Source organism: Pseudomonas sp. H3_D04 (assembly GCF_054669175.1).
Genome location: NZ_CP162801.1, coordinates 1,187,764 through 1,205,250, shown reverse-complemented (window position 1 = coordinate 1,205,250; position 17,487 = coordinate 1,187,764). Strand labels below are relative to the sequence as shown.

The 17,487-nt window shown below is 59.4% G+C and carries 17 protein-coding genes and 4 tRNA genes; 7 read left to right on the top strand and 14 right to left on the bottom strand.

What is annotated here, in order from left to right; translation table 11 throughout:
- Window positions 1-27: 27 nt before the first annotated feature.
- Window positions 28-1,818, top strand: a complete 1,791-nt coding sequence (locus tag AB4N91_RS05810; protein ID WP_010456734.1) for a bifunctional diguanylate cyclase/phosphodiesterase — start codon at window positions 28-30, stop codon at window positions 1,816-1,818.
- A 212-nt stretch (window positions 1,819-2,030) separates the two neighbouring features.
- Here the strand turns inward: AB4N91_RS05810 and AB4N91_RS05805 are convergent, their stop codons facing one another.
- The 6 genes from AB4N91_RS05805 to AB4N91_RS05780 all read right to left on the bottom strand — a co-directional run bounded on the left by AB4N91_RS05805 (window position 2,031) and on the right by AB4N91_RS05780 (window position 5,488).
- Entirely contained in the window at window positions 2,031-2,354 is a 324-nt protein-coding gene (locus AB4N91_RS05805) for a hypothetical protein (protein ID WP_460112175.1), read from the bottom strand.
- Window positions 2,355-2,793: 439 nt separating this feature from the next.
- Window positions 2,794-3,201: an SEL1-like repeat protein gene (locus tag AB4N91_RS05800; RefSeq protein WP_460112174.1), complete on the bottom strand. Its 408-nt coding sequence runs from the start codon at window positions 3,199-3,201 to the stop codon at window positions 2,794-2,796.
- Window positions 3,202-3,573, bottom strand: coding sequence for a hypothetical protein (locus tag AB4N91_RS05795; protein WP_003223109.1), 372 nt, complete (start codon window positions 3,571-3,573; stop codon window positions 3,202-3,204).
- Window positions 3,570-3,911, bottom strand: a complete 342-nt coding sequence (locus AB4N91_RS05790; RefSeq protein WP_077748155.1) for a helix-turn-helix domain-containing protein — start codon at window positions 3,909-3,911, stop codon at window positions 3,570-3,572. The genes AB4N91_RS05795 and AB4N91_RS05790 overlap by 4 nt, the downstream gene beginning before the upstream one ends.
- Before the next feature lie 114 nt (window positions 3,912-4,025).
- Complete coding sequence (locus AB4N91_RS05785) at window positions 4,026-4,481, bottom strand: YkvA family protein (protein WP_010456751.1); 456 nt, start codon at window positions 4,479-4,481, stop codon at window positions 4,026-4,028.
- A gap of 293 nt (window positions 4,482-4,774) precedes the next feature.
- Window positions 4,775-5,488: an FKBP-type peptidyl-prolyl cis-trans isomerase gene (locus AB4N91_RS05780; RefSeq protein ID WP_010456752.1), complete on the bottom strand. Its 714-nt coding sequence runs from the start codon at window positions 5,486-5,488 to the stop codon at window positions 4,775-4,777.
- Window positions 5,489-5,759: 271 nt separating this feature from the next.
- On the opposite strand from AB4N91_RS05780, the gene AB4N91_RS05775 reads away from it, so the two are divergent.
- Window positions 5,760-7,568 (top strand): di-heme-cytochrome C peroxidase, encoded by a 1,809-nt coding sequence (locus tag AB4N91_RS05775; RefSeq protein WP_460112173.1) that lies wholly within the window; start codon window positions 5,760-5,762, stop codon window positions 7,566-7,568.
- Window positions 7,565-8,698 (top strand): catalase family protein, encoded by a 1,134-nt coding sequence (locus tag AB4N91_RS05770; protein WP_460112172.1) that lies wholly within the window; start codon window positions 7,565-7,567, stop codon window positions 8,696-8,698. The genes AB4N91_RS05775 and AB4N91_RS05770 overlap by 4 nt, the downstream gene beginning before the upstream one ends.
- An 85-nt stretch (window positions 8,699-8,783) precedes the next feature.
- Here AB4N91_RS05770 and AB4N91_RS05765 read toward each other — a convergent pair.
- The 4 genes from AB4N91_RS05765 to AB4N91_RS05750 all read right to left on the bottom strand — a co-directional run bounded on the left by AB4N91_RS05765 (window position 8,784) and on the right by AB4N91_RS05750 (window position 9,315).
- A tRNA-Asp gene (locus AB4N91_RS05765) sits at window positions 8,784-8,860 on the bottom strand.
- A 19-nt stretch (window positions 8,861-8,879) separates the two neighbouring features.
- Window positions 8,880-8,955 (bottom strand) — tRNA-Val (locus tag AB4N91_RS05760).
- A 189-nt stretch (window positions 8,956-9,144) separates the two neighbouring features.
- Window positions 9,145-9,221: transfer RNA gene (locus tag AB4N91_RS05755), tRNA-Asp, on the bottom strand.
- Window positions 9,222-9,239: 18 nt separating this feature from the next.
- Window positions 9,240-9,315 (bottom strand) — tRNA-Val (locus tag AB4N91_RS05750).
- Window positions 9,316-9,475: 160 nt separating this feature from the next.
- Here AB4N91_RS05750 and rdgC point away from each other — a divergent pair.
- The 3 genes from rdgC to sugE all read left to right on the top strand — a co-directional run bounded on the left by rdgC (window position 9,476) and on the right by sugE (window position 11,941).
- On the top strand, window positions 9,476-10,396 hold the full coding sequence (gene rdgC, locus AB4N91_RS05745) for a recombination-associated protein RdgC (RefSeq protein ID WP_077749804.1): 921 nt from the start codon (window positions 9,476-9,478) through the stop codon (window positions 10,394-10,396).
- Window positions 10,397-10,541: 145 nt separating this feature from the next.
- Window positions 10,542-11,507, top strand: coding sequence for a bile acid:sodium symporter family protein (locus AB4N91_RS05740; protein WP_460112171.1), 966 nt, complete (start codon window positions 10,542-10,544; stop codon window positions 11,505-11,507).
- A gap of 119 nt (window positions 11,508-11,626) precedes the next feature.
- Window positions 11,627-11,941 (top strand): quaternary ammonium compound efflux SMR transporter SugE, encoded by a 315-nt coding sequence (sugE, locus tag AB4N91_RS05735; RefSeq protein WP_010456757.1) that lies wholly within the window; start codon window positions 11,627-11,629, stop codon window positions 11,939-11,941.
- Between the two features lie 125 nt (window positions 11,942-12,066).
- Here the strand turns inward: sugE and AB4N91_RS05730 are convergent, their stop codons facing one another.
- The 4 genes from AB4N91_RS05730 to AB4N91_RS05715 form a co-directional block, all read right to left on the bottom strand.
- Window positions 12,067-13,941, bottom strand: a complete 1,875-nt coding sequence (locus AB4N91_RS05730; protein ID WP_010456758.1) for an MFS transporter — start codon at window positions 13,939-13,941, stop codon at window positions 12,067-12,069.
- A gap of 99 nt (window positions 13,942-14,040) precedes the next feature.
- Entirely contained in the window at window positions 14,041-15,192 is a 1,152-nt protein-coding gene (locus AB4N91_RS05725; protein ID WP_460112170.1) for a TDT family transporter, read from the bottom strand.
- A gap of 104 nt (window positions 15,193-15,296) precedes the next feature.
- Window positions 15,297-15,608, bottom strand: a complete 312-nt coding sequence (locus tag AB4N91_RS05720) for a cupin domain-containing protein (RefSeq protein ID WP_010456760.1) — start codon at window positions 15,606-15,608, stop codon at window positions 15,297-15,299.
- 42 nt (window positions 15,609-15,650) lie between these two features.
- A complete protein-coding gene (locus AB4N91_RS05715; RefSeq protein ID WP_427700889.1) occupies window positions 15,651-16,844 on the bottom strand; it encodes an MFS transporter in 1,194 nt (397 codons plus the stop codon).
- A 91-nt stretch (window positions 16,845-16,935) separates the two neighbouring features.
- Between AB4N91_RS05715 and AB4N91_RS05710 the strand changes: the two genes are divergently transcribed.
- Window positions 16,936-17,475: a TetR/AcrR family transcriptional regulator gene (locus AB4N91_RS05710; RefSeq protein WP_010456762.1), complete on the top strand. Its 540-nt coding sequence runs from the start codon at window positions 16,936-16,938 to the stop codon at window positions 17,473-17,475.
- The last annotated feature ends 12 nt before the right edge of the window (window positions 17,476-17,487 follow it).

Sequence of the window (17,487 nt, the reverse complement as noted above, 5' to 3'; positions counted from 1 at the left end):
GTCCTTTTTTTATCGCCAGAGATCGCCATGACCACCACTGAACAGCTGAGTGCATTGAGTTCCATTCTGGCTCAAAGCGGTTTGCACAGCCTGTTCCAGCCGATCATTTCCGTCTCTGAGCGACGCATTGTCGGCTTCGAAGCCCTCACTCGCGGCCCCTCGAACAGTCCGCTGCACTCCCCCATCGCATTGTTCGCGGTTGCCCGTCAGGCCGGTCGCTTGAGCGAGCTGGAAATCGCCTGCCGTGAAAGTGCCTGCCGACGCTTCAATGAACAACAGCTGCCGGGCAAACTGTTTCTCAACGTCTCTCCGGAATCCCTGTTGGAAGCCGCTCACCAACCGGGTCGCACCCTGCAATTGCTGCAGGACTTCGGCATCCCGCCGAGCCAGGTGGTGATCGAACTCACCGAACAGACCCCGACCGACGACTTCCAGTTGCTGCAAAATGCCCTGCATCACTACCGGGCGATGGGTTTTTCCATTGCGCTCGATGATCTGGGGGCCGGTTATTCGAGTTTGCGGCTCTGGTCCGAGCTGCGGCCGGATTACGTGAAAATCGACCGGCACTTTATCGACGGCATTCACCAGGATGCCCTCAAACGTGAATTCGTCGGCTCGATCCTGCAAATCGCCAAAGCCTCACGGGCACAAGTGATCGCCGAAGGCATCGAATTGCCGGAAGAACTCGCGGTGTTGACCGAGATGGGCGTCGATCTGGTGCAAGGCTACTTGCTGTGTCGGCCTCAAGAGCATCCACCTCGCGACGCCCGAGTCTTGATGCCAAAACGGGAAAGCACAGCAGTGGCTTTGAATGATGACGCCAGTGACCTCAGCGCCTTGCTCAACGACCAACCGGCCGTGGCCCGGGACACACCGACGGCCACGGTGCTGGAAGCCTTCCGCCGCCAGGCCAACCTGAACTCACTGGCGGTGCTTGACGAGCAAGGCCATCCCTGCGGCATCGTCCATCGGCATTCGCTCTCGGACGCACTGCTCAAACCCTTTGCTACCGACCTGTTCGCACGCAAGCCCATCAGCCGCTTGATGAACGACGATTTCCTCGCCGTCGAGATGAGCCAGTCACTGCAACAAGTCAGTCGCTTGATCACCAGCCGCGCGCGCCAGCGCATCGAGGAGGACTTCATCATCACCCTCAACGGCGGCTATCTGGGCCTGGGCCGGGTGATCGATGTACTCAAGCTGATTACCGAACTGAAAATCCAGCAGGCCCGCTACGCCAACCCGCTGACCCTGTTGCCAGGCAACGTGCCCATCCAGCAATGCCTGACGCGGCTGCTGCAACAGGAGCGGGAGTCGGTGATCTGTTACGTCGACATCGACAGTTTCAAACCCTTCAACGACATCTATGGCTACGGCCGTGGGGACGAAGTCCTGCTGTGTCTGGCTCAATGCCTGAACGATCGGGTGGACCCGGCCCGCGACTTCGTTGGCCATATCGGCGGGGATGACTTCCTGCTGGTGCTCGGCCCGGAAGACTGGCGCAAACGTCTGAACCAGTTGCTGGACGACTTCCACAGCCAGTGCCGACGCTTCTACCGCAGCGAACACCTGGAAGCCGGCTGCTTTATCGCACCGAATCGCCAGGGCATGCGCCAGGAGTTTCCACTGCTGTCATTGTCGATCGGCGTCGTGCATTTACACCCACAGGCCTGTGGACAACTCGATGCGAGCCAGTTGGCAGAGATGGCTTCGCAGGCCAAGCATCACGCGAAGAATGTGGCGGGGTATAGCGTGTATGTGATTGATAGTTTGGTGGTGCCGGTGGCCGAAGAAACCTTGATTGCCGGGCATCGCTAATCCTGCTTTTGTGGCGAGGGAGCTTGCTCCCGCTAGGCTGCGCAGCAGACCCAAAACCTAACTGCAATCCCAAATCCTGTGGCGAGGGACTTGTCGGACCGCCCCGCAAACCATTCACCCAGGCGCACCTGAAAAATCCGGATTACAGGTTTTTGGGGCCGCTGCGCAGCCCAGCGGGAGCAAGCTCCCTCGCCACAAATCAGCGCTGGACGCTACTCCGACGACATCGAGCCCAGCCGCCGCCTAACCACATCCAGCACATCACAGCCATCGCGCAACGGAATGGCGCAGAGCAACGCGAAGTCGCTGAGGATCATGGAATCGCATTCAACTGAACCGCGCATGGAGAGGTTCTCCAGCACTTGGGTGACGGCTCGGATTCGGTAGCGGGCGGCGTCGGTCAGAATATCGAGTGGCGCATGGGTGTCGACGAACAAGGTGGGCATGTCGCTGCAGTTGCTTGTCAGCGCCATGAAGCGGTTTTTCGGATGGGAAACTGGCTTTTCGTTGGGTGGATCAGGATGAAGTGTTGGCATTTGAGACCTTCCGATGACAATGGGAGCAGCCAAAAACCTTCCTACGGGCTTGGGTGGCAGCTATACGCGGGGTAGGAATACCGAGCATCGGAGACTCGACCACGCCGAAGCGTGCCCGCGCACAGCCGCCGCAATAGATGTTACGGACGCACATTAACGGCCGCAAATCAGGTTTCGACGCTTACGCAATACCGATGCCGAAAGGGTTCCTACACCCCACCACTGAGTGTTCAGTGACCATCAAAGGCTATCGGGTGAACTTCCTTCGCACCAGTTCATGAAAGCCGCCACAACTCGAAGGAAATCTCCGATGGTTTTCCACAGCATTAAACGCGCAGCACTTTGCGGGGGAATAATCAGGAAAGAAGTCAGGAGAAGCTGAGAACTGCGTAGGGTAAATCCCTGATCAGCCATGACTGGCTACAAAAACCACCCACGCCTACTTCGCGTCCTCCCGAGACGCCAGCTCTTTAAGCTTCATCTCAGCCAACGGATGCCCCGCCTTCGCCGCCATCTCCCAGAATCTCGCCGCTTCAGCCGGATCCGGCGCCTTGCTCGGCGTCCCCGCCAAACTGATCACTCCCACCTGATACGCCGCTTTGCCATCCCCCGCCAAAGCCGCCAGGCGCAGCAATCGCACACCCTCCTCGCGAGCCCCAAGGCCAACGCCACGAAAGGTCAGGATGTGGCCATAGAAGCTTTGCGCGCCGACATCACCCAGATTGGCCATCCGTGCGAACTGGCCTTCGAGCCAGCTCCAGCCGCGGGGCTGTCGCACGAACCACGACCAGTGAAACAATCGGCGGGCCAGCCAGTAACTGGCCCGTGCCTTGAGGCGTAAAAACACTCAGGCCTCCGCCGATTCCGGGTACTCGTATTCGAACACGCGCACCACTTCCGAAGCGTGCCATGAGGCGGCGGCGACACCGTCGGACGGTCCCGAGAAACGCCCCAGACGCTCGACGCATTCGAAGAAACCGGTGCGTGGCAGGCGGCTGGCACCCTGGCTGATCACCAGCGAGCTGCGCAGCGGCTGCTCGGCCTTGGCGTCCAGCGCAGCCAGATGCTCCAGCGCAGCGGTGAGGGTTTGCATGGCCGGCGTGGGCAACTGCAAACGTTCCAGCAAGGCTCGATAAGTCAGCAGATGCCGTTGGCGGCGGGCCTGATCCAGCTCACCCAACAACCCGTCCCAATGTTGACGACTGATGCGGACGCTCACGATTCATCCCTCCACCCTGGCACCGTCAGTTCCCAGGCCAGACTGCGGCGAATCGCAGCGTCGGGTAGACGCTCGCCACTTTCGATCAGGGCCAGATAAGACGGGCTGATGCCTACCGTGCGGGCCAGCGCCTCGATGGCGATGCCCTTCCCTTCGCGCAAACTGCGTAGTTGATCCAGACCTGGAAGAATCGGGTCTGATGATGTTGCTTGACGCGCCGGCGTGTCGGGCGCCGGTTGTTGGTTGATGCCTGCTGCTTTCAGTAGAGCCTGGTACTGAGCCCACGGCAAAACCGCGTATTCGGGCTCGCCTTCGCGTGTGATTATCTGAATATCCATGACTTCCCCGTAGGACAACGACACTTAGCGAGTCGGCACTTTTCCCTAGAAGTGTAATCCTAACAGCGGCCACGGTCGCGGGGGGTATGAATATAAGGACGATCCTCAATCGAATCAGGTTTTTTTCGGGCCTTGAAGCTGAAGTTGCTCAGGTGTATCGGGGAGCCGCTCCACCACCGCAAGCTTCTCCGGCAACTGACGTTTGCGCCAGGCACGGAACGCATTGAGTTCATCGTCGAGGACTTTCATCAACCAGGCCAGCACGGCAATGTCATCCAGCATGCCGAATACCGGGATGAAGTCGGGGATCGCATCCACCGGACTGAGGAAGTACATCAGGCCGGCCACCACCGAGATCAGCGCCTTCGGGCTGATGGCGCGGTACTCCCCACGCCAGTAGGCCAGGCACAGTGCCTGCATCAGGCGCAGATCGTCTTTGAGTTTGCCCAATCGGTTGCCCTGACTGGCCCCTTTGCTGGCGACGGCGAACAGCAGGGTCGGCAAACGTCCACGGGCAAGCAGGCGTCCGGCGAGTGGCAGGAAACGAGCGAAATTCCAAGGTGCTTTCATCATTCCTCCCGCTGAAATGTTATCCACACAAATTGTGGATAACCTTGTGAACAGAGCTATATTTCACGGCTGAAAGCCCCGTTTCATAAGGGCTCAACTCAGATCGGGCGTTTTTTACTCACATAAAAAAACCCAAGATTTCATTGACTTGGCGCGCCGGCGCGGCTAGCACGGCGTCCTCAATGGCTATGACTGCACCGTACAGCATCCGTTCGCTTTGTTTACCCTCGCTGAACGCCAGATGCAACAACGCCCCGCATAAAGCGAGGCGTTGTTTTTAAAGCAGACGCTGATTACTTGGCGGCGTCTTCTTTTGCTGGATCCTTGATCGCCAGCAGTTCCAGGTCGAATACCAGCACCGAGTTGGCTGGAATCGCCGGGCTTGGGCTTTGGGCGCCGTAGGCCAGCTCGCTAGGAATGTACAGCTTGTACTTCTCGCCAACGTGCATCAGTTGCAGGCCTTCGACCCAACCCGGAATCACGCCGCTGACCGGCAGATCGATCGGGCTGCCACGGTCGACGGAGCTGTCAAAGGTAGTGCCGTCGGTCAGCTTGCCGGTGTAGTGAACAGTCACTACGTCGGTCGGCTTTGGCTGTGCGCCATCAGCTTTCTTGACCACTTCGTATTGCAGGCCCGAAGCAGTGGTGGTGACACCCGCTTTCTTGGCGTTTTCTTCGAGGAATTTCTTGCCGGCGGCTGCCGACTCTTCGCTCATTTTGGCCATACGCTCTTCAGCACGCTTCTGCAGTGCTGCGAAGGCTTCGACCAGTTCTTCGTCCTTCAGCTTCTGTTCTTTCTTGCCGACGGCGTCTTCGATGCCTTGGGCTACGGCTTTGGAGTCCAGGTCATCCATGCCTTCCTGAGCCAGGCTCTTGCCCATGTTCAGGCCAATCCCGTAGGAAGCTTTTTGCGCCGGGGTTTTCAGCTCTACGCTGGTCTGCGAGTCACAACCCGCAAGTACCAGGCTAACCAGGGCCACCGCCGCCGCCAACCGATGCTGTTTCATGCTATTTCCTTGTTCATGCGCCTAAAGGGCAATCGAGTAAAGCCGCGAGCTTATCAGGCGGCCACGACCAATGGCTACCGGCATGAGAGCAGGAAACTTCTGATAAGTTCAGGTGTTTTAACGCATTTCGGGATTGCAGCGATGAAGCTTCTGTCATCTTGGGCCCCACAGAGACGAATACCGGATCCCACAGCATCTGGCGTAATGGCCACTTGCCGCACCTCAAGCACTGAGGCATAAGAGAGCTACAAAATCGACAAGGATGTTTATCTTGCGCCTCTTATTCCGCCTGCTGGTGTTGTTCGCTGTGCTGCTGGGGCTGGGCCTCGCCGTGGTGCTGTACTACGTCGCCAACCCGAAATTGCCGACCTGGTCCCCCGCACAACAGGTGCATTACCTCGAACAGTGGAGCGCCGCCGACCGCCAGACTTACTACTTCACCCCCCAGGGCACTCAGGTCAAAGGCTTGCGCTATGACTGGTTCAAGGAACTCGAACTGCCCTTCTCGGAACAACGCTTCGCCGCCCCGGAATACCTCGCACGCTTTGGTTTCCTGATCGACCCCGAGCAGAAACCCACACCGAACAACCCTGCCAACTTGCCCGTGGGGTTTGCCCGCCATCAAAACCCCGGCAGCCAGGACGAGTTCCTCGACATCACCTGCGCCGCCTGCCACACCGGTGAATTGCGTTTCAATGGCCAGGCCGTGCGGATCGACGGCGGTTCGGCGCAGCATGTCCTGCCTTCCAGTGTTCCTACACTACGCGGTGGCAGTTTCGGACAAGCACTTGTCGCCAGCCTGGTCTCGACTTATTACAACCCGTGGAAATTCGAACGTTTCGCCCGCAACGTGCTGGGCGAGGACTACGACACCCACCGCCAACAGTTGCGCCAGGACTTCAAAGCTTCCCTCAATACGTTCGTGAAAGTGGCCTGGAACGATACCCATCGCGGGCTCTATCCGACCGAGGAAGGCCCCGGCCGCACCGACGCTTTCGGGCGCATTGCCAATGCCAGCTTCGGCGATGCGATTTCACCTGATAATTACCGCGTGGCGGATGCGCCGGTGGACTACCCGCAACTGTGGGACATGTGGACCTTTGACTGGGTGCAATGGAACGGTTCGGCGCAGCAACCGATGGCCCGCAACATCGGCGAAGCGCTGGGCGTCGGTGCCACCCTGGATTTCTTCGACGCCAATGGCCAGCCGCTCAAAGGTGACGAGCGCTATCCGTCGAGTGTCCGCTTGCGCGACTTGCACCAGATCGAACAAACCCTGCAACGACTCAAACCACCGGCCTGGCCCGAAGCGCTGCTCGGCGCTGTCGATAAGCCTCTGGCCGTCAAAGGTCGCGAATTGTTCAGCGAAAACTGCGCCGGTTGCCACGTGCCTCGATCGGTCCAGACCAACGGGCGCTGGGTGCAACACCTGAAAATGCTGCCGGTGGATTACATCGGCACAGACCCGGGCGCGGCCAATAACATCGCCGACCATCGTTTCGACCTCAGCGCCTTGCAATGGGACCCGGCGGAGCTGGCGAAACTGGATGTGCAGTTGCAGCCGCCGCCCGCCGAACCGCTGGACATGAGCAAACTCTCGTCAGCCAAAGGCCTGGCTTACGTCACCGCTTTCGTCGGAAACCGTGCTTATCGCGAGGCGAAAATCCCCGAGGCCGAGCGTCCGGAGATGGATGGCTTCGGCCTGCCGATTGGCGTGCGTGAATTGCGCGCCTACAAGGCCCGTCCGTTGGCCGGCGTCTGGGCGACGGCGCCGTTTCTGCACAACGGTTCGGTGCCAAGCCTCTATCAACTGCTCTCGCCCCAGGATGAACGCGCAACGACCTTCTTCAAAGGCACGTTCGAGTACGACCCCAGGCACCTGGGCTATCGCACCGAGGCCTTTACCAATGGCTTCAAGTTCGACACGCGCATCACCGGCAATCACAACAGTGGCCACGAATTCCGTGCTGGCAAGTTGGGTAACGGCGTCATCGGTCGCCTGCTGCAACCGCAGGAGCGCTGGGCGCTGCTGGAGTATCTGAAAGTGTTGGGCGGCCCGTTGGAGGCACAATTGCCATGAGCAGACTGTGGATGTGGTTGGGCGCCTTTCTCGGCAAAACCCTGTTGTGGGTACTGGGCCTGGGAGTGCTCGGCTGGGCGCTGGCCACGGCGTGGTTTGCCTGGCAGCACAGTGGACCGGTATCCGCTGAAGAACTGATCCCGAATGGCGAAGCGGCGATGACTCAGGACATCATCCAGACGGCCGTGCGCATCGTCGATCAGCACCGGGAAAGCACCCGCTACCTGCGTGATGCGCACGCCAAGGCCCATGGCTGCGTGAAGGCCGAAGTCCAGGTCCTGCCGGATCTGACGCAAGCACTGCGTCAGGGCGTATTCAGCGAACCCGGCAAAACCTGGCAAGCGACGATGCGGCTGTCCAACGGCAATGCCTATCCACAGTTCGACAGTATTCGCGATGCCCGGGGCATGGCGATCAAGTTGCACGACGTGCCCGGCAAACAACTGCTCACCGATCAACAAAGCCGTGGCGAACAGGACTTTGTGATGTTCAGCCACCCGAATTTCTTCGTCAGCGATGTCGCCGAATACCGTCAGAACGTGGCCGCCCAGGCCGATGGCAAGAAGCTGATGGCGTTTTTCCCCGGATGGGATCCGCGCACATGGCAGGTCCGTCATCTGTTTATCGCTTTGGCGACACTCTCCCCTGCGCCGGAAAGTCCGACACAGACGACGTACTTTTCGGTCTCGCCCTACAAGTTCGGTAACGCCAATGCGAAGTTTCGGGTGACGCCCGACCCTGACAGTTGCCCGGCCTACACGTTGCCGGCGCAGAACCAGAAGCTGCCGAATTTTTTACGCAATGCGCTGAATCAGCAGTTGTCGACGGATCGGGTGCCCGCGTGCTTTGTCTTGCAGATCCAGCGCCAGGATCCGGGCAAGTACATGCCGATCGAGGACACGAGTATCCAATGGAAGGAAAAGGATGCGCCGTTCGAAACCGTGGCACGGATCAGGCTGCCCGCCCAGGACTTCGACACGCCAGCGCTAAACGTGCAATGCGATAACAAGTCGTTCAACCCGTGGTTCGGGCTTGAGGCTCATCGCCCGATTGGCGGGATCAACCGTCTGCGCAAGGCGGTGTACGAAGCGATCAGCGATTACCGACACAGCCGCAACGCCGAGCAATAAAGCCAAATCCCGGACAGCAAAAAGCCCGCATAAAGCGGGCTTTCTGTGTGGTGACCTGGCGTTCAGCGTTCCAGATTACCGAATATGGCGCAGCGGACGGGACTCGAACCCGCGACCCCCGGCGTGACAGGCCGGTATTCTAACCGACTGAACTACCGCTGCGCGTAGCGTTGAAAGTAAGTGGTGGGTGATGACGGGATCGAACCGCCGACATTCTGCTTGTAAGGCAGACGCTCTCCCAGCTGAGCTAATCACCCTTTACCTTCGTTGCGGGGCGCATTGTGCCACAGATTTTCGTAAAGTGTTGATTTAATTGAATAAATCTTCAAAAAAATCTGAAAACCGGTGAAACAACACATTCCGCAGGAACAACAGACAGAAAAAAACCCGCATTGAGCGGGCTTTTCCGTGGTGACCTGGCGTTCAGCATTCCAGGTTACCGAATATGGCGCAGCGGACGGGACTCGAACCCGCGACCCCCGGCGTGACAGGCCGGTATTCTAACCGACTGAACTACCGCTGCGCGTAACACTAAAGCGAATGGTGGGTGATGACGGGATCGAACCGCCGACATTCTGCTTGTAAGGCAGACGCTCTCCCAGCTGAGCTAATCACCCTTCACTTTCGGTGTGGCGCGCATTCTACGGAGCGACCCAACCTCTGGCAAGCACTTTTTACAATAATTTTTGCAGGCCTTCCAAAGGCTTAGAGAAGGGTTGGCCTATGGCTTCGCTAAGAGAATAATGCCCCCCTTTGTATAAAGGAGAGACTCGCCCCATGTGGTTCAAAAACCTGCTTATCTATCGCCTGACCCAAGATCTGCCTTTTGATGCCGAGGCGTTGGAAACTGCACTGGCCACCAAACTGGCGCGTTCATGTGCAAGCCAGGAGTTGACCACCTATGGTTTCGTCGCGCCCTTCGGCAAAGGCGAAGATGCCCCCCTGGTGCACGTCAGCGGCGACTTCCTGCTGATCTCCGCCCGTAAGGAAGAGCGCATCTTGCCGGGCAGCGTCGTGCGTGACGCCGTGAAGGAAAAGGTCGAAGAGATCGAAGCCGAACAAATGCGCAAGGTCTATAAAAAGGAACGCGACCAGATCAAGGATGAAATCATCCAGGCGTTCCTGCCGCGTGCCTTTATCCGTCGCTCGTCGACCTTCGCTGCTATCGCGCCGAAACAAGGCCTGATCCTGGTCAACTCGGCCAGCCCGAAACGCGCCGAAGACCTGCTGTCGACCCTGCGCGAAGTGATCGGCACACTGCCGGTACGTCCGCTGACCGTTAAAATGTCGCCGACCGCGACCATGACCGAGTGGGTCACCACCCAGAAAGCCGCGGACGACTTCTTTGTGCTGGACGAGTGCGAACTGCGCGACACCCACGAAGACGGTGGCATCGTGCGTTGCAAGCGTCAGGACCTGACCAGCGAAGAAATCCAGCTGCACTTGAGCACCGGCAAAGTGGTGACTCAGCTGTCGCTGGCCTGGCAAGACAAGCTGTCTTTCGTCCTCGACGACAAGATGGTGGTCAAGCGCCTGAAGTTCGAAGACCTGCTGCAAGACCAGGCAGAGCAGGACGGCGGCGAAGAAGCCCTCGGCCAGCTGGACGCCAGCTTCACCTTGATGATGCTGACCTTCGGCGACTTCCTGCCGGCGCTGGTTGAAGCGTTGGGCGGTGAAGAGCTTCCGCAAGGGATCTAAAAGCGTGTGATATCACTGTGGGAGCGAGCCTGCTCGCGAAGGCGTTGTGACAGTCGGCATTTATGTCGACTGATACACCGCATTCGCGAGCAGGCTCGCTCCCACATTGGTTTTTGTGGTGTTACTTAATAATAAGGATCAGGCCATGCGCGCCCTCGCTGCATTGAGTCGTTTTGTCGGCAACACCTTCGCTTACTGGGTACTGATTTTCGCGGTCGTGGCGTTCTTGCAGCCGACGTGGTTTATCGGCCTGAAAGGCGCGATCGTGCCGCTGCTGGGCCTGGTGATGTTCGGCATGGGCCTGACACTCAAACTCGAAGACTTCGCCGAAGTCGCTCGCCATCCGTGGCGCGTGGCGCTGGGCGTGGTTGCACATTTCGTGATCATGCCCGGCGTGGCGTGGTTGCTCTGCCAGGCGTTTCACCTGCCACCGGAAATCGCCGTCGGCGTGATCCTGGTCGGCTGCTGCCCAAGCGGCACCTCGTCGAACGTGATGACCTGGCTGGCGCGCGGCGACCTGGCACTGTCGGTGGCCATCGCCGCCGTCACCACCCTCCTCGCTCCGCTGCTGACCCCGGCGCTGATCTGGCTGCTGGCCTCGGCGTGGCTGCCGGTGTCCTTCATGGAGCTGTTCTGGTCGATCCTGCAAGTGGTGCTGTTGCCGATCGTGCTGGGTGTGGTTGCCCAGCGTTTGCTCGGCAGCCGGGTGCGTCATGCGGTGGAAGTATTGCCCCTGATTTCGGTGGTGAGCATCGTGATCATCGTCTCCGCCGTCGTGGCCGCCAGCCAGGCGAAGATTGCCGAGTCCGGCCTGCTGATCATGGCTGTGGTGATGCTGCACAACAGCTTCGGTTATCTGCTGGGTTACTTCACCGGGCGCCTGTTCAAGTTGCCGCTGGCCCAACGCAAATCCCTGGCACTGGAAGTCGGCATGCAGAACTCCGGCCTCGGTGCTGCGTTGGCCAGTGCGCACTTCTCGCCACTGGCGGCGGTGCCTAGCGCGTTGTTCAGCGTCTGGCACAACATTTCGGGGGCGTTGCTCTCGACGTATTTCCGTCGCATGAGCGAAAAACAAGACCGGGAAACCGCGGTTCAGCAAGCGGCCGAGTAATCCGCAAACTTGATCCCCGGGTTAATGATGGGCACTCTATGGCGCAACGCGAGGACGACCTCGCGGCTCGATCGAGTCATTAATCTGGGGACGACCCCGTCAATCGATGGAGGTCTTTCATGTCCTGGATCATTCTGTTTTTCGCCGGCCTGTTCGAAGTCGGCTGGGCCGTCGGCCTGAAATACACCGACGGTTTCAGCCGCCCTCTCCCCACCGCATTGACCGTTGCCGCCATGGCGATCAGCCTTGGCTTGCTGGGCCTTGCCATGAAGGAATTGCCGCTGGGCACGGCCTATGCGATCTGGACCGGTGTGGGTGCGGTGGGCACGGTGATCGCCGGGATCATTTTGTTTGGTGAATCCATGGCGCTGTTCAGGCTGGCCAGTGTGGCGTTGATTATTGCCGGGTTGATTGGGCTGAAGGTCAGCGCCTGACCTTTAGATCGCCTTCGCGGGCGAGCCTCTTTCCTGCAGGGTTTCTGGCGCATCCCGAATGATGGATATGCCGCAAACCCCGCAGGAGCGAGGCTTGCCCGCGAAGAGGCCCTCACAGTCACCGACTATCTAACGGCCCCACGCAAATCCCCGACCATCGCCTGCAACGTCGCCGGCTCCGCCGCCTCAACCGCCACCGCCGGCCCCGCCACCAACGTCACCCGCGACCACAACCGACGAAACAAGCCCTTGCCCGGGTCGCGGCTGAAGAAACTCCCCCACAACCCTTGCAACGCCAGTGGAATCACCGGCACCGGCGTCTCTTCGAGAATGCGCACCAGCCCGCCCTTGAACTCACTCATCTCCCCGTCAGCGGTCAACTTGCCTTCCGGGAAGATGCACACCAGTTCACCGTCCTTCAGGTATTGAGCGATACGCGTGAAGGCTTTTTCGTAGATTTGAATGTCTTCCTGGCGCCCCGCAATCGGAATCGTCCCCGCCGTGCGAAAGATAAAGTTCAGCACCGGCAGGTTGTAGATCTTGTAGTACATGACAAAGCGAATCGGCCGACGCACCGCACCGCCAATCAGCAACGCATCCACAAACGAAACATGGTTGCAGACCAGTAATGCCGCGCCTTCATCCGGGATCAAATCGAGATTTCGATGCTCCACGCGGTACATCGAATGGCTGAGCAGCCAGATCAGGAAACGCATGGTGAACTCAGGCACGATGCTGAAGATGTAGGCGTTGACGCCGATGTTCAGCAGCGACACCACCAGAAACAGCTGCGGAATCGACAGCTCGACCATGCTCAGGAGCACGATCGAGACAATCGCCGACACCACCATGAACAGTGCGTTGAGAATGTTGTTGGCGGCAATCACCCGCGCCCGCTCGTTTTCGGGGGTGCGCGACTGAATCAGCGCATACAGCGGCACAATGTAGAAACCGCCGAAAATCCCCAGACCCAGAATGTCGATCAGCACCAGCCAGGCGTGACCAAAACCAAGGATTTCGATCCAGCCGTGGCCGGCAACGCTGTCTGGGATACCGCCGGAATGCCACCACAGCAGCAAGCCAAAGACCGTCAGGCCAAACGAGCCGAACGGCACCAGGCCAATCTCGACTTTGCGTCCGGAGAGTTTCTCGCAGAGCATCGAACCGAGGGCGATGCCCACCGAGAACACCGTCAGAATCAGCGTCACCACGGTCTCGTCGCCGTGCATCCATTCCTTGGCATAGGCCGGGATCTGCGTCAGATAAATCGCCCCGACAAACCAGAACCACGAGTTGCCGACGATGGAACGCGATACCGCAGGCGTCTGCCCCAGGCCCAGTTTCAAGGTGGCCCAGGATTGGCTGAAGATGTTCCAGTTCAGGCGCATTTGCGGCGACGAGGCCGCTGCCCGGGGAATGCTGCGACTGGCCAGGTAGCCGAGCACCGCGACAGCGATGATCGCGGTGGACACGATGGGCGCGTAATGACTGGACGACATCATGATCCCGGCGCCGATAGTCCCGGCGAGGATCGCCAGGAACGTGCCCATTTCCACCAGCCCGTTGCCGCCCACCAACTCTTCTTCACGCAGGGCCTGGGGCAGGATCGAATATTTCACCGGCCCGAACAGCGCCGAGTGCGTGCCCATGGCAAACAGCGCCACCAGCATCAGCGACAGGTGATCGAACAGGAAACCCACGGCGCCGACCGCCATGATGGCGATTTCCCCGAGCTTGATCAGTCGAATCAGCGCGTCCTTGGCGAACTTTTCCCCGAACTGGCCGGCCAGCGCCGAGAACAGAAAGAACGGCAGGATAAACAGCAACGCGCACAGGTTGACCCAGATCGAACGGTCACCGTCGATGGTCAGCTTGTACAGAATGGCGAGGATCAACGACTGCTTGAAGATGTTGTCGTTGAACGCCCCGAGGGACTGCGTGACAAAGAACGGCAGGAAGCGCCGGGTGCGAAGCAAGGTGAACTGTGAGGGGTGGCTCATCTTCCATGGGTCCCTGAGATTGGGTAAAGAGTGGCTTGGCGATTTGCTATTGGAATGTCGAACGTCGATCCAGGCCACACATTACCTAATCTTTGCGGCTTATTTCTTTAATCCTGCAATGCACGGCGAGACAAACAACTCACCCCGCCACGCGCCCTGCACTGTGCGTTTGGAGACAATCAGCCACATCACCGCCAGCATCGCCACCAGCACGCAGCCAAAGACATTGAAAAACGCCAGGTTCAAGGTGCTGCCCAGTTTCAACGTCGTCAGAGAATAGACGCCCAGCGGGAAGGTGAAGCCCCACCAGCCCAGGTTGAACGGGATACCGTCGCGCAGGTAACGCACGGTGATCAGCACCGCCATCAGCATCCACCAGAAGCCGAAGCCCCACAGTGTGATCCCGGCCACCAGGCCCAACCCGGCTGCAATCTCACCGATACCCGGCAGGCCGTTGGCCGCAAAGATGGCCGGCGCATCGGCGCCCAGCAGCAACATGCCCAACGCCCCGGTGCCGATCGGCCCCAGCGCCAGCCAGCTGGAGGCGGCCATGTTTTCGTGCGGCAGTTTATGCAGCGCCATGCGCAGCAACAGAATGGTCAGAATGCTGAACGCCACCAGCAGGGAAAAGCCCCACAGCACGTAGCTGGTTGTCAGCACGACCAGTTGCGAATGGGCATCGGTCAAGTGCGGTGCCAACAGGCCCCCACTGGCGGCCGCCACTTCCGCCGCGACCACAGGCAACAGCCAGACCGCTGTCATCTGGTCGATGCTGTGCTCCTGACGGGTGAACATCATGTAGGGAATCAGCACACCGCAGGCCAGCGACATGACCACATCAAGCCACCACAGCACCTCGGCGACATGAATCACTCCATCGCCCCAGCGCGGCAAGCCGAACACCAGGAAGCCATTGATGATGGTCGCCAACCCCATGGGGATGGTGCCGAAGAACATCGAGACCGTGGAGTGACCGAAGATCCGCCGAGCCTCATCGAAGAACAGCACCCAGCGTGCCGTGTACGCGGCGGTGAATAATACGAACAAGCAGATATTGAGCAGCCAGAGACCTTCGGCCACCGCCTTCAGTCCGGGCATGGCGACGGGCAATTGCGCCAGTGCCAATGCCAGCACGCCCGTGCCCATGGTCGCGGCGAACCAGTTGGGCGTGAATTGGCGAATCGCCTCAAGCGGGTGCTGCAAATGGCTGAACGGTCTTGAACCGAGGGTGCTGCTGTTGGGGCATGTCATGGTGAATTCCTCTCCTCTTGTGAGGTGGAATCCATGGTAGATCCGAATCGAATATCTATATAACGGGTAATATCTCTAACAGTTATCTGTTTTGTAGATATGCGTCAGACGCTACCTTCCGTCTCGATCACCAGGATCCGCGCCGCACCTTGTGGATGGGCAACGTGTTCGGTGCCCACCGAGGCGTAGAAAATGTCGCCGATGTCGAGCAGCGTGTCCTTTTCAACGCCGTCTTCGCGATAGCGCATCTGCACTTGGCCATCGAGCACGACGAACACTTCCTGCCCATCGTTGACGTGCCATTTATACGGCTGATCGGTCCAGTGCAAACGGGTGGTGATGCCGTTCATGTTGGCGATATCCAAGGCGCCCCAGGCGCGGTCAGCAGTGAAGGATTTGCTGCGGATGATCTTCATCGGGTGGTCCGTTGAAATGGGTGGCGACGCCAAGGCTAGCGGTCATCGAGCATCGGCGCCACAGACTTTGGCAGGCTGTTGACGCATCAACGCGGGCAGAGCACTGACCGCCAGGATAATCAGCACCGCGCCATAACCATCAGTCGTGGTCACCAGCCCAAAAGCCCGCGTCAGATTCCCCGCCAGCAACGATGGCAGGCAGAACGCCAGATAACTGAGCACATAAAAAGCCGACATCAACCCGGCCCGTTCATGAGGCAAGGCTAACGGCACGACACTGCGCAACGCGCCGAGAAAACTTGCGCCAAAACCGCATCCGGCGACCAGCGTCCCGATGAAAAACAACGGCAGGCTGGCGCTGTGAACCGCCAGTAAAATCAGCGCCACACCGACGGGCAGAATGCTCGCGCCGACCCGCAAGACTTTGTCGGCCGGGCGACTGCGCAAGGTGTAGATCATCAGCGCGCCGGTGACGGTCAGCACGGCGACTGTCGCACCGCCAATCAGATTGGAAGTCGATCCGGTGGCCGTCCGCACCAGGGATGGAGCGAGGGATGCGTAAAAACCGCCGAGCGCCCAGGCGGCGGTGTTGATCGGCAACACCAGCCACAACGCACGCCTTGCCTGGATGGGCACATGCAGAGTCGGGCGCAGCGACGCCAATGCGCCACGTTGCGCACTGACACTTTCCGGCAGACGCCAGACGTACAGCGCTTGCAACCCGAACATTGCGAGCAGCACCCAGAAAGTCAATTGCAGTGGCAGCGGCGCAAACTCGGCCAACAAACCACAACCCATGGCACCTAACGCCATACCGAGCAGCGGAGCGACGCTATTGACCAGCGGACCTTGCTGGCGATCCGTGTCGAGCAGCGCGGCGCCCAACGCAGCCGTGGCCATCCCGGTAGCAAAACCCTGAAGCACCCGGGCACTGATCAACCAGGCGACGCTGTCGGCATTGATAAAAAGCAGCATGGCCAGCATGTTCAGCGCCACAGCGGTGAAAATCACCGGTTTGCGTCCCAGGTAATCCGAGAGCGAACCGACAGTCAGCAGTGCAGCGAGCAAGCTGATGGCGTAGACGCCGAAGATCAGGGTCAGGGTCGCCGCCGAAAATTGCAGGTGTTCCTGATACAAGTGGTACAGGGGCGTTGGTGCAGTGGAAGCGGCGAGAAAACTCAGTAAAGTGATCGCCAGGAACCACAGGCTGGAACGGTTTGATATCGAGCTGGACATGCGCACACTCCGCAAAAGCTAATTTGTTGCTTTTGCGGAGTGTGCTACTGGCCCGCGCTTAAAGCAAATTCTTTGTGTTAAGGTCCGCCGTATGGCTATTAAAGAAGGTTTACGCCCGGGCGGTCGAAGCGCCCGGGTGCAAGAGTCGATTCATTCGGCTGTCCGCGCCCTGCTTGAAGAGCAGGACCGCTCGACCGTGACCGTCCCGCAAATTGCTGCGCGCGCGGGAGTGACGCCGTCGACCATTTATCGGCGCTGGGGCGATTTGTCGGTGTTGCTGGCAGACGTCGCGCTGGCGCGCATGCAACCCGACAGCGAACCCGCCAATACCGGCAGCCTGCGCGGTGACGTGCGAGCCTGGGCCGAGCAATACCTGGACGAGATGAGTTCCGAGCCTGGCCGCAACATGCTTCGCGACGTGCAATGCAGCCTCACACCGGTCTATTGCACGACGATCATTGGCGGGCAGTTGCAGACGATTCTGGACCGTTACCCGGATCAGCCGAAGCCGAGTGTTGATCGATTGATCAACCTGGTGGCGGCACCGACGGTGTTTCGTATCCTGTTTTCAGCGGCGGCGCTGGAGGTTGAGGAGTTGCATCAGTTGATCGAGATTGCTTTGAATCAGTGAGGCCGCTTTCGC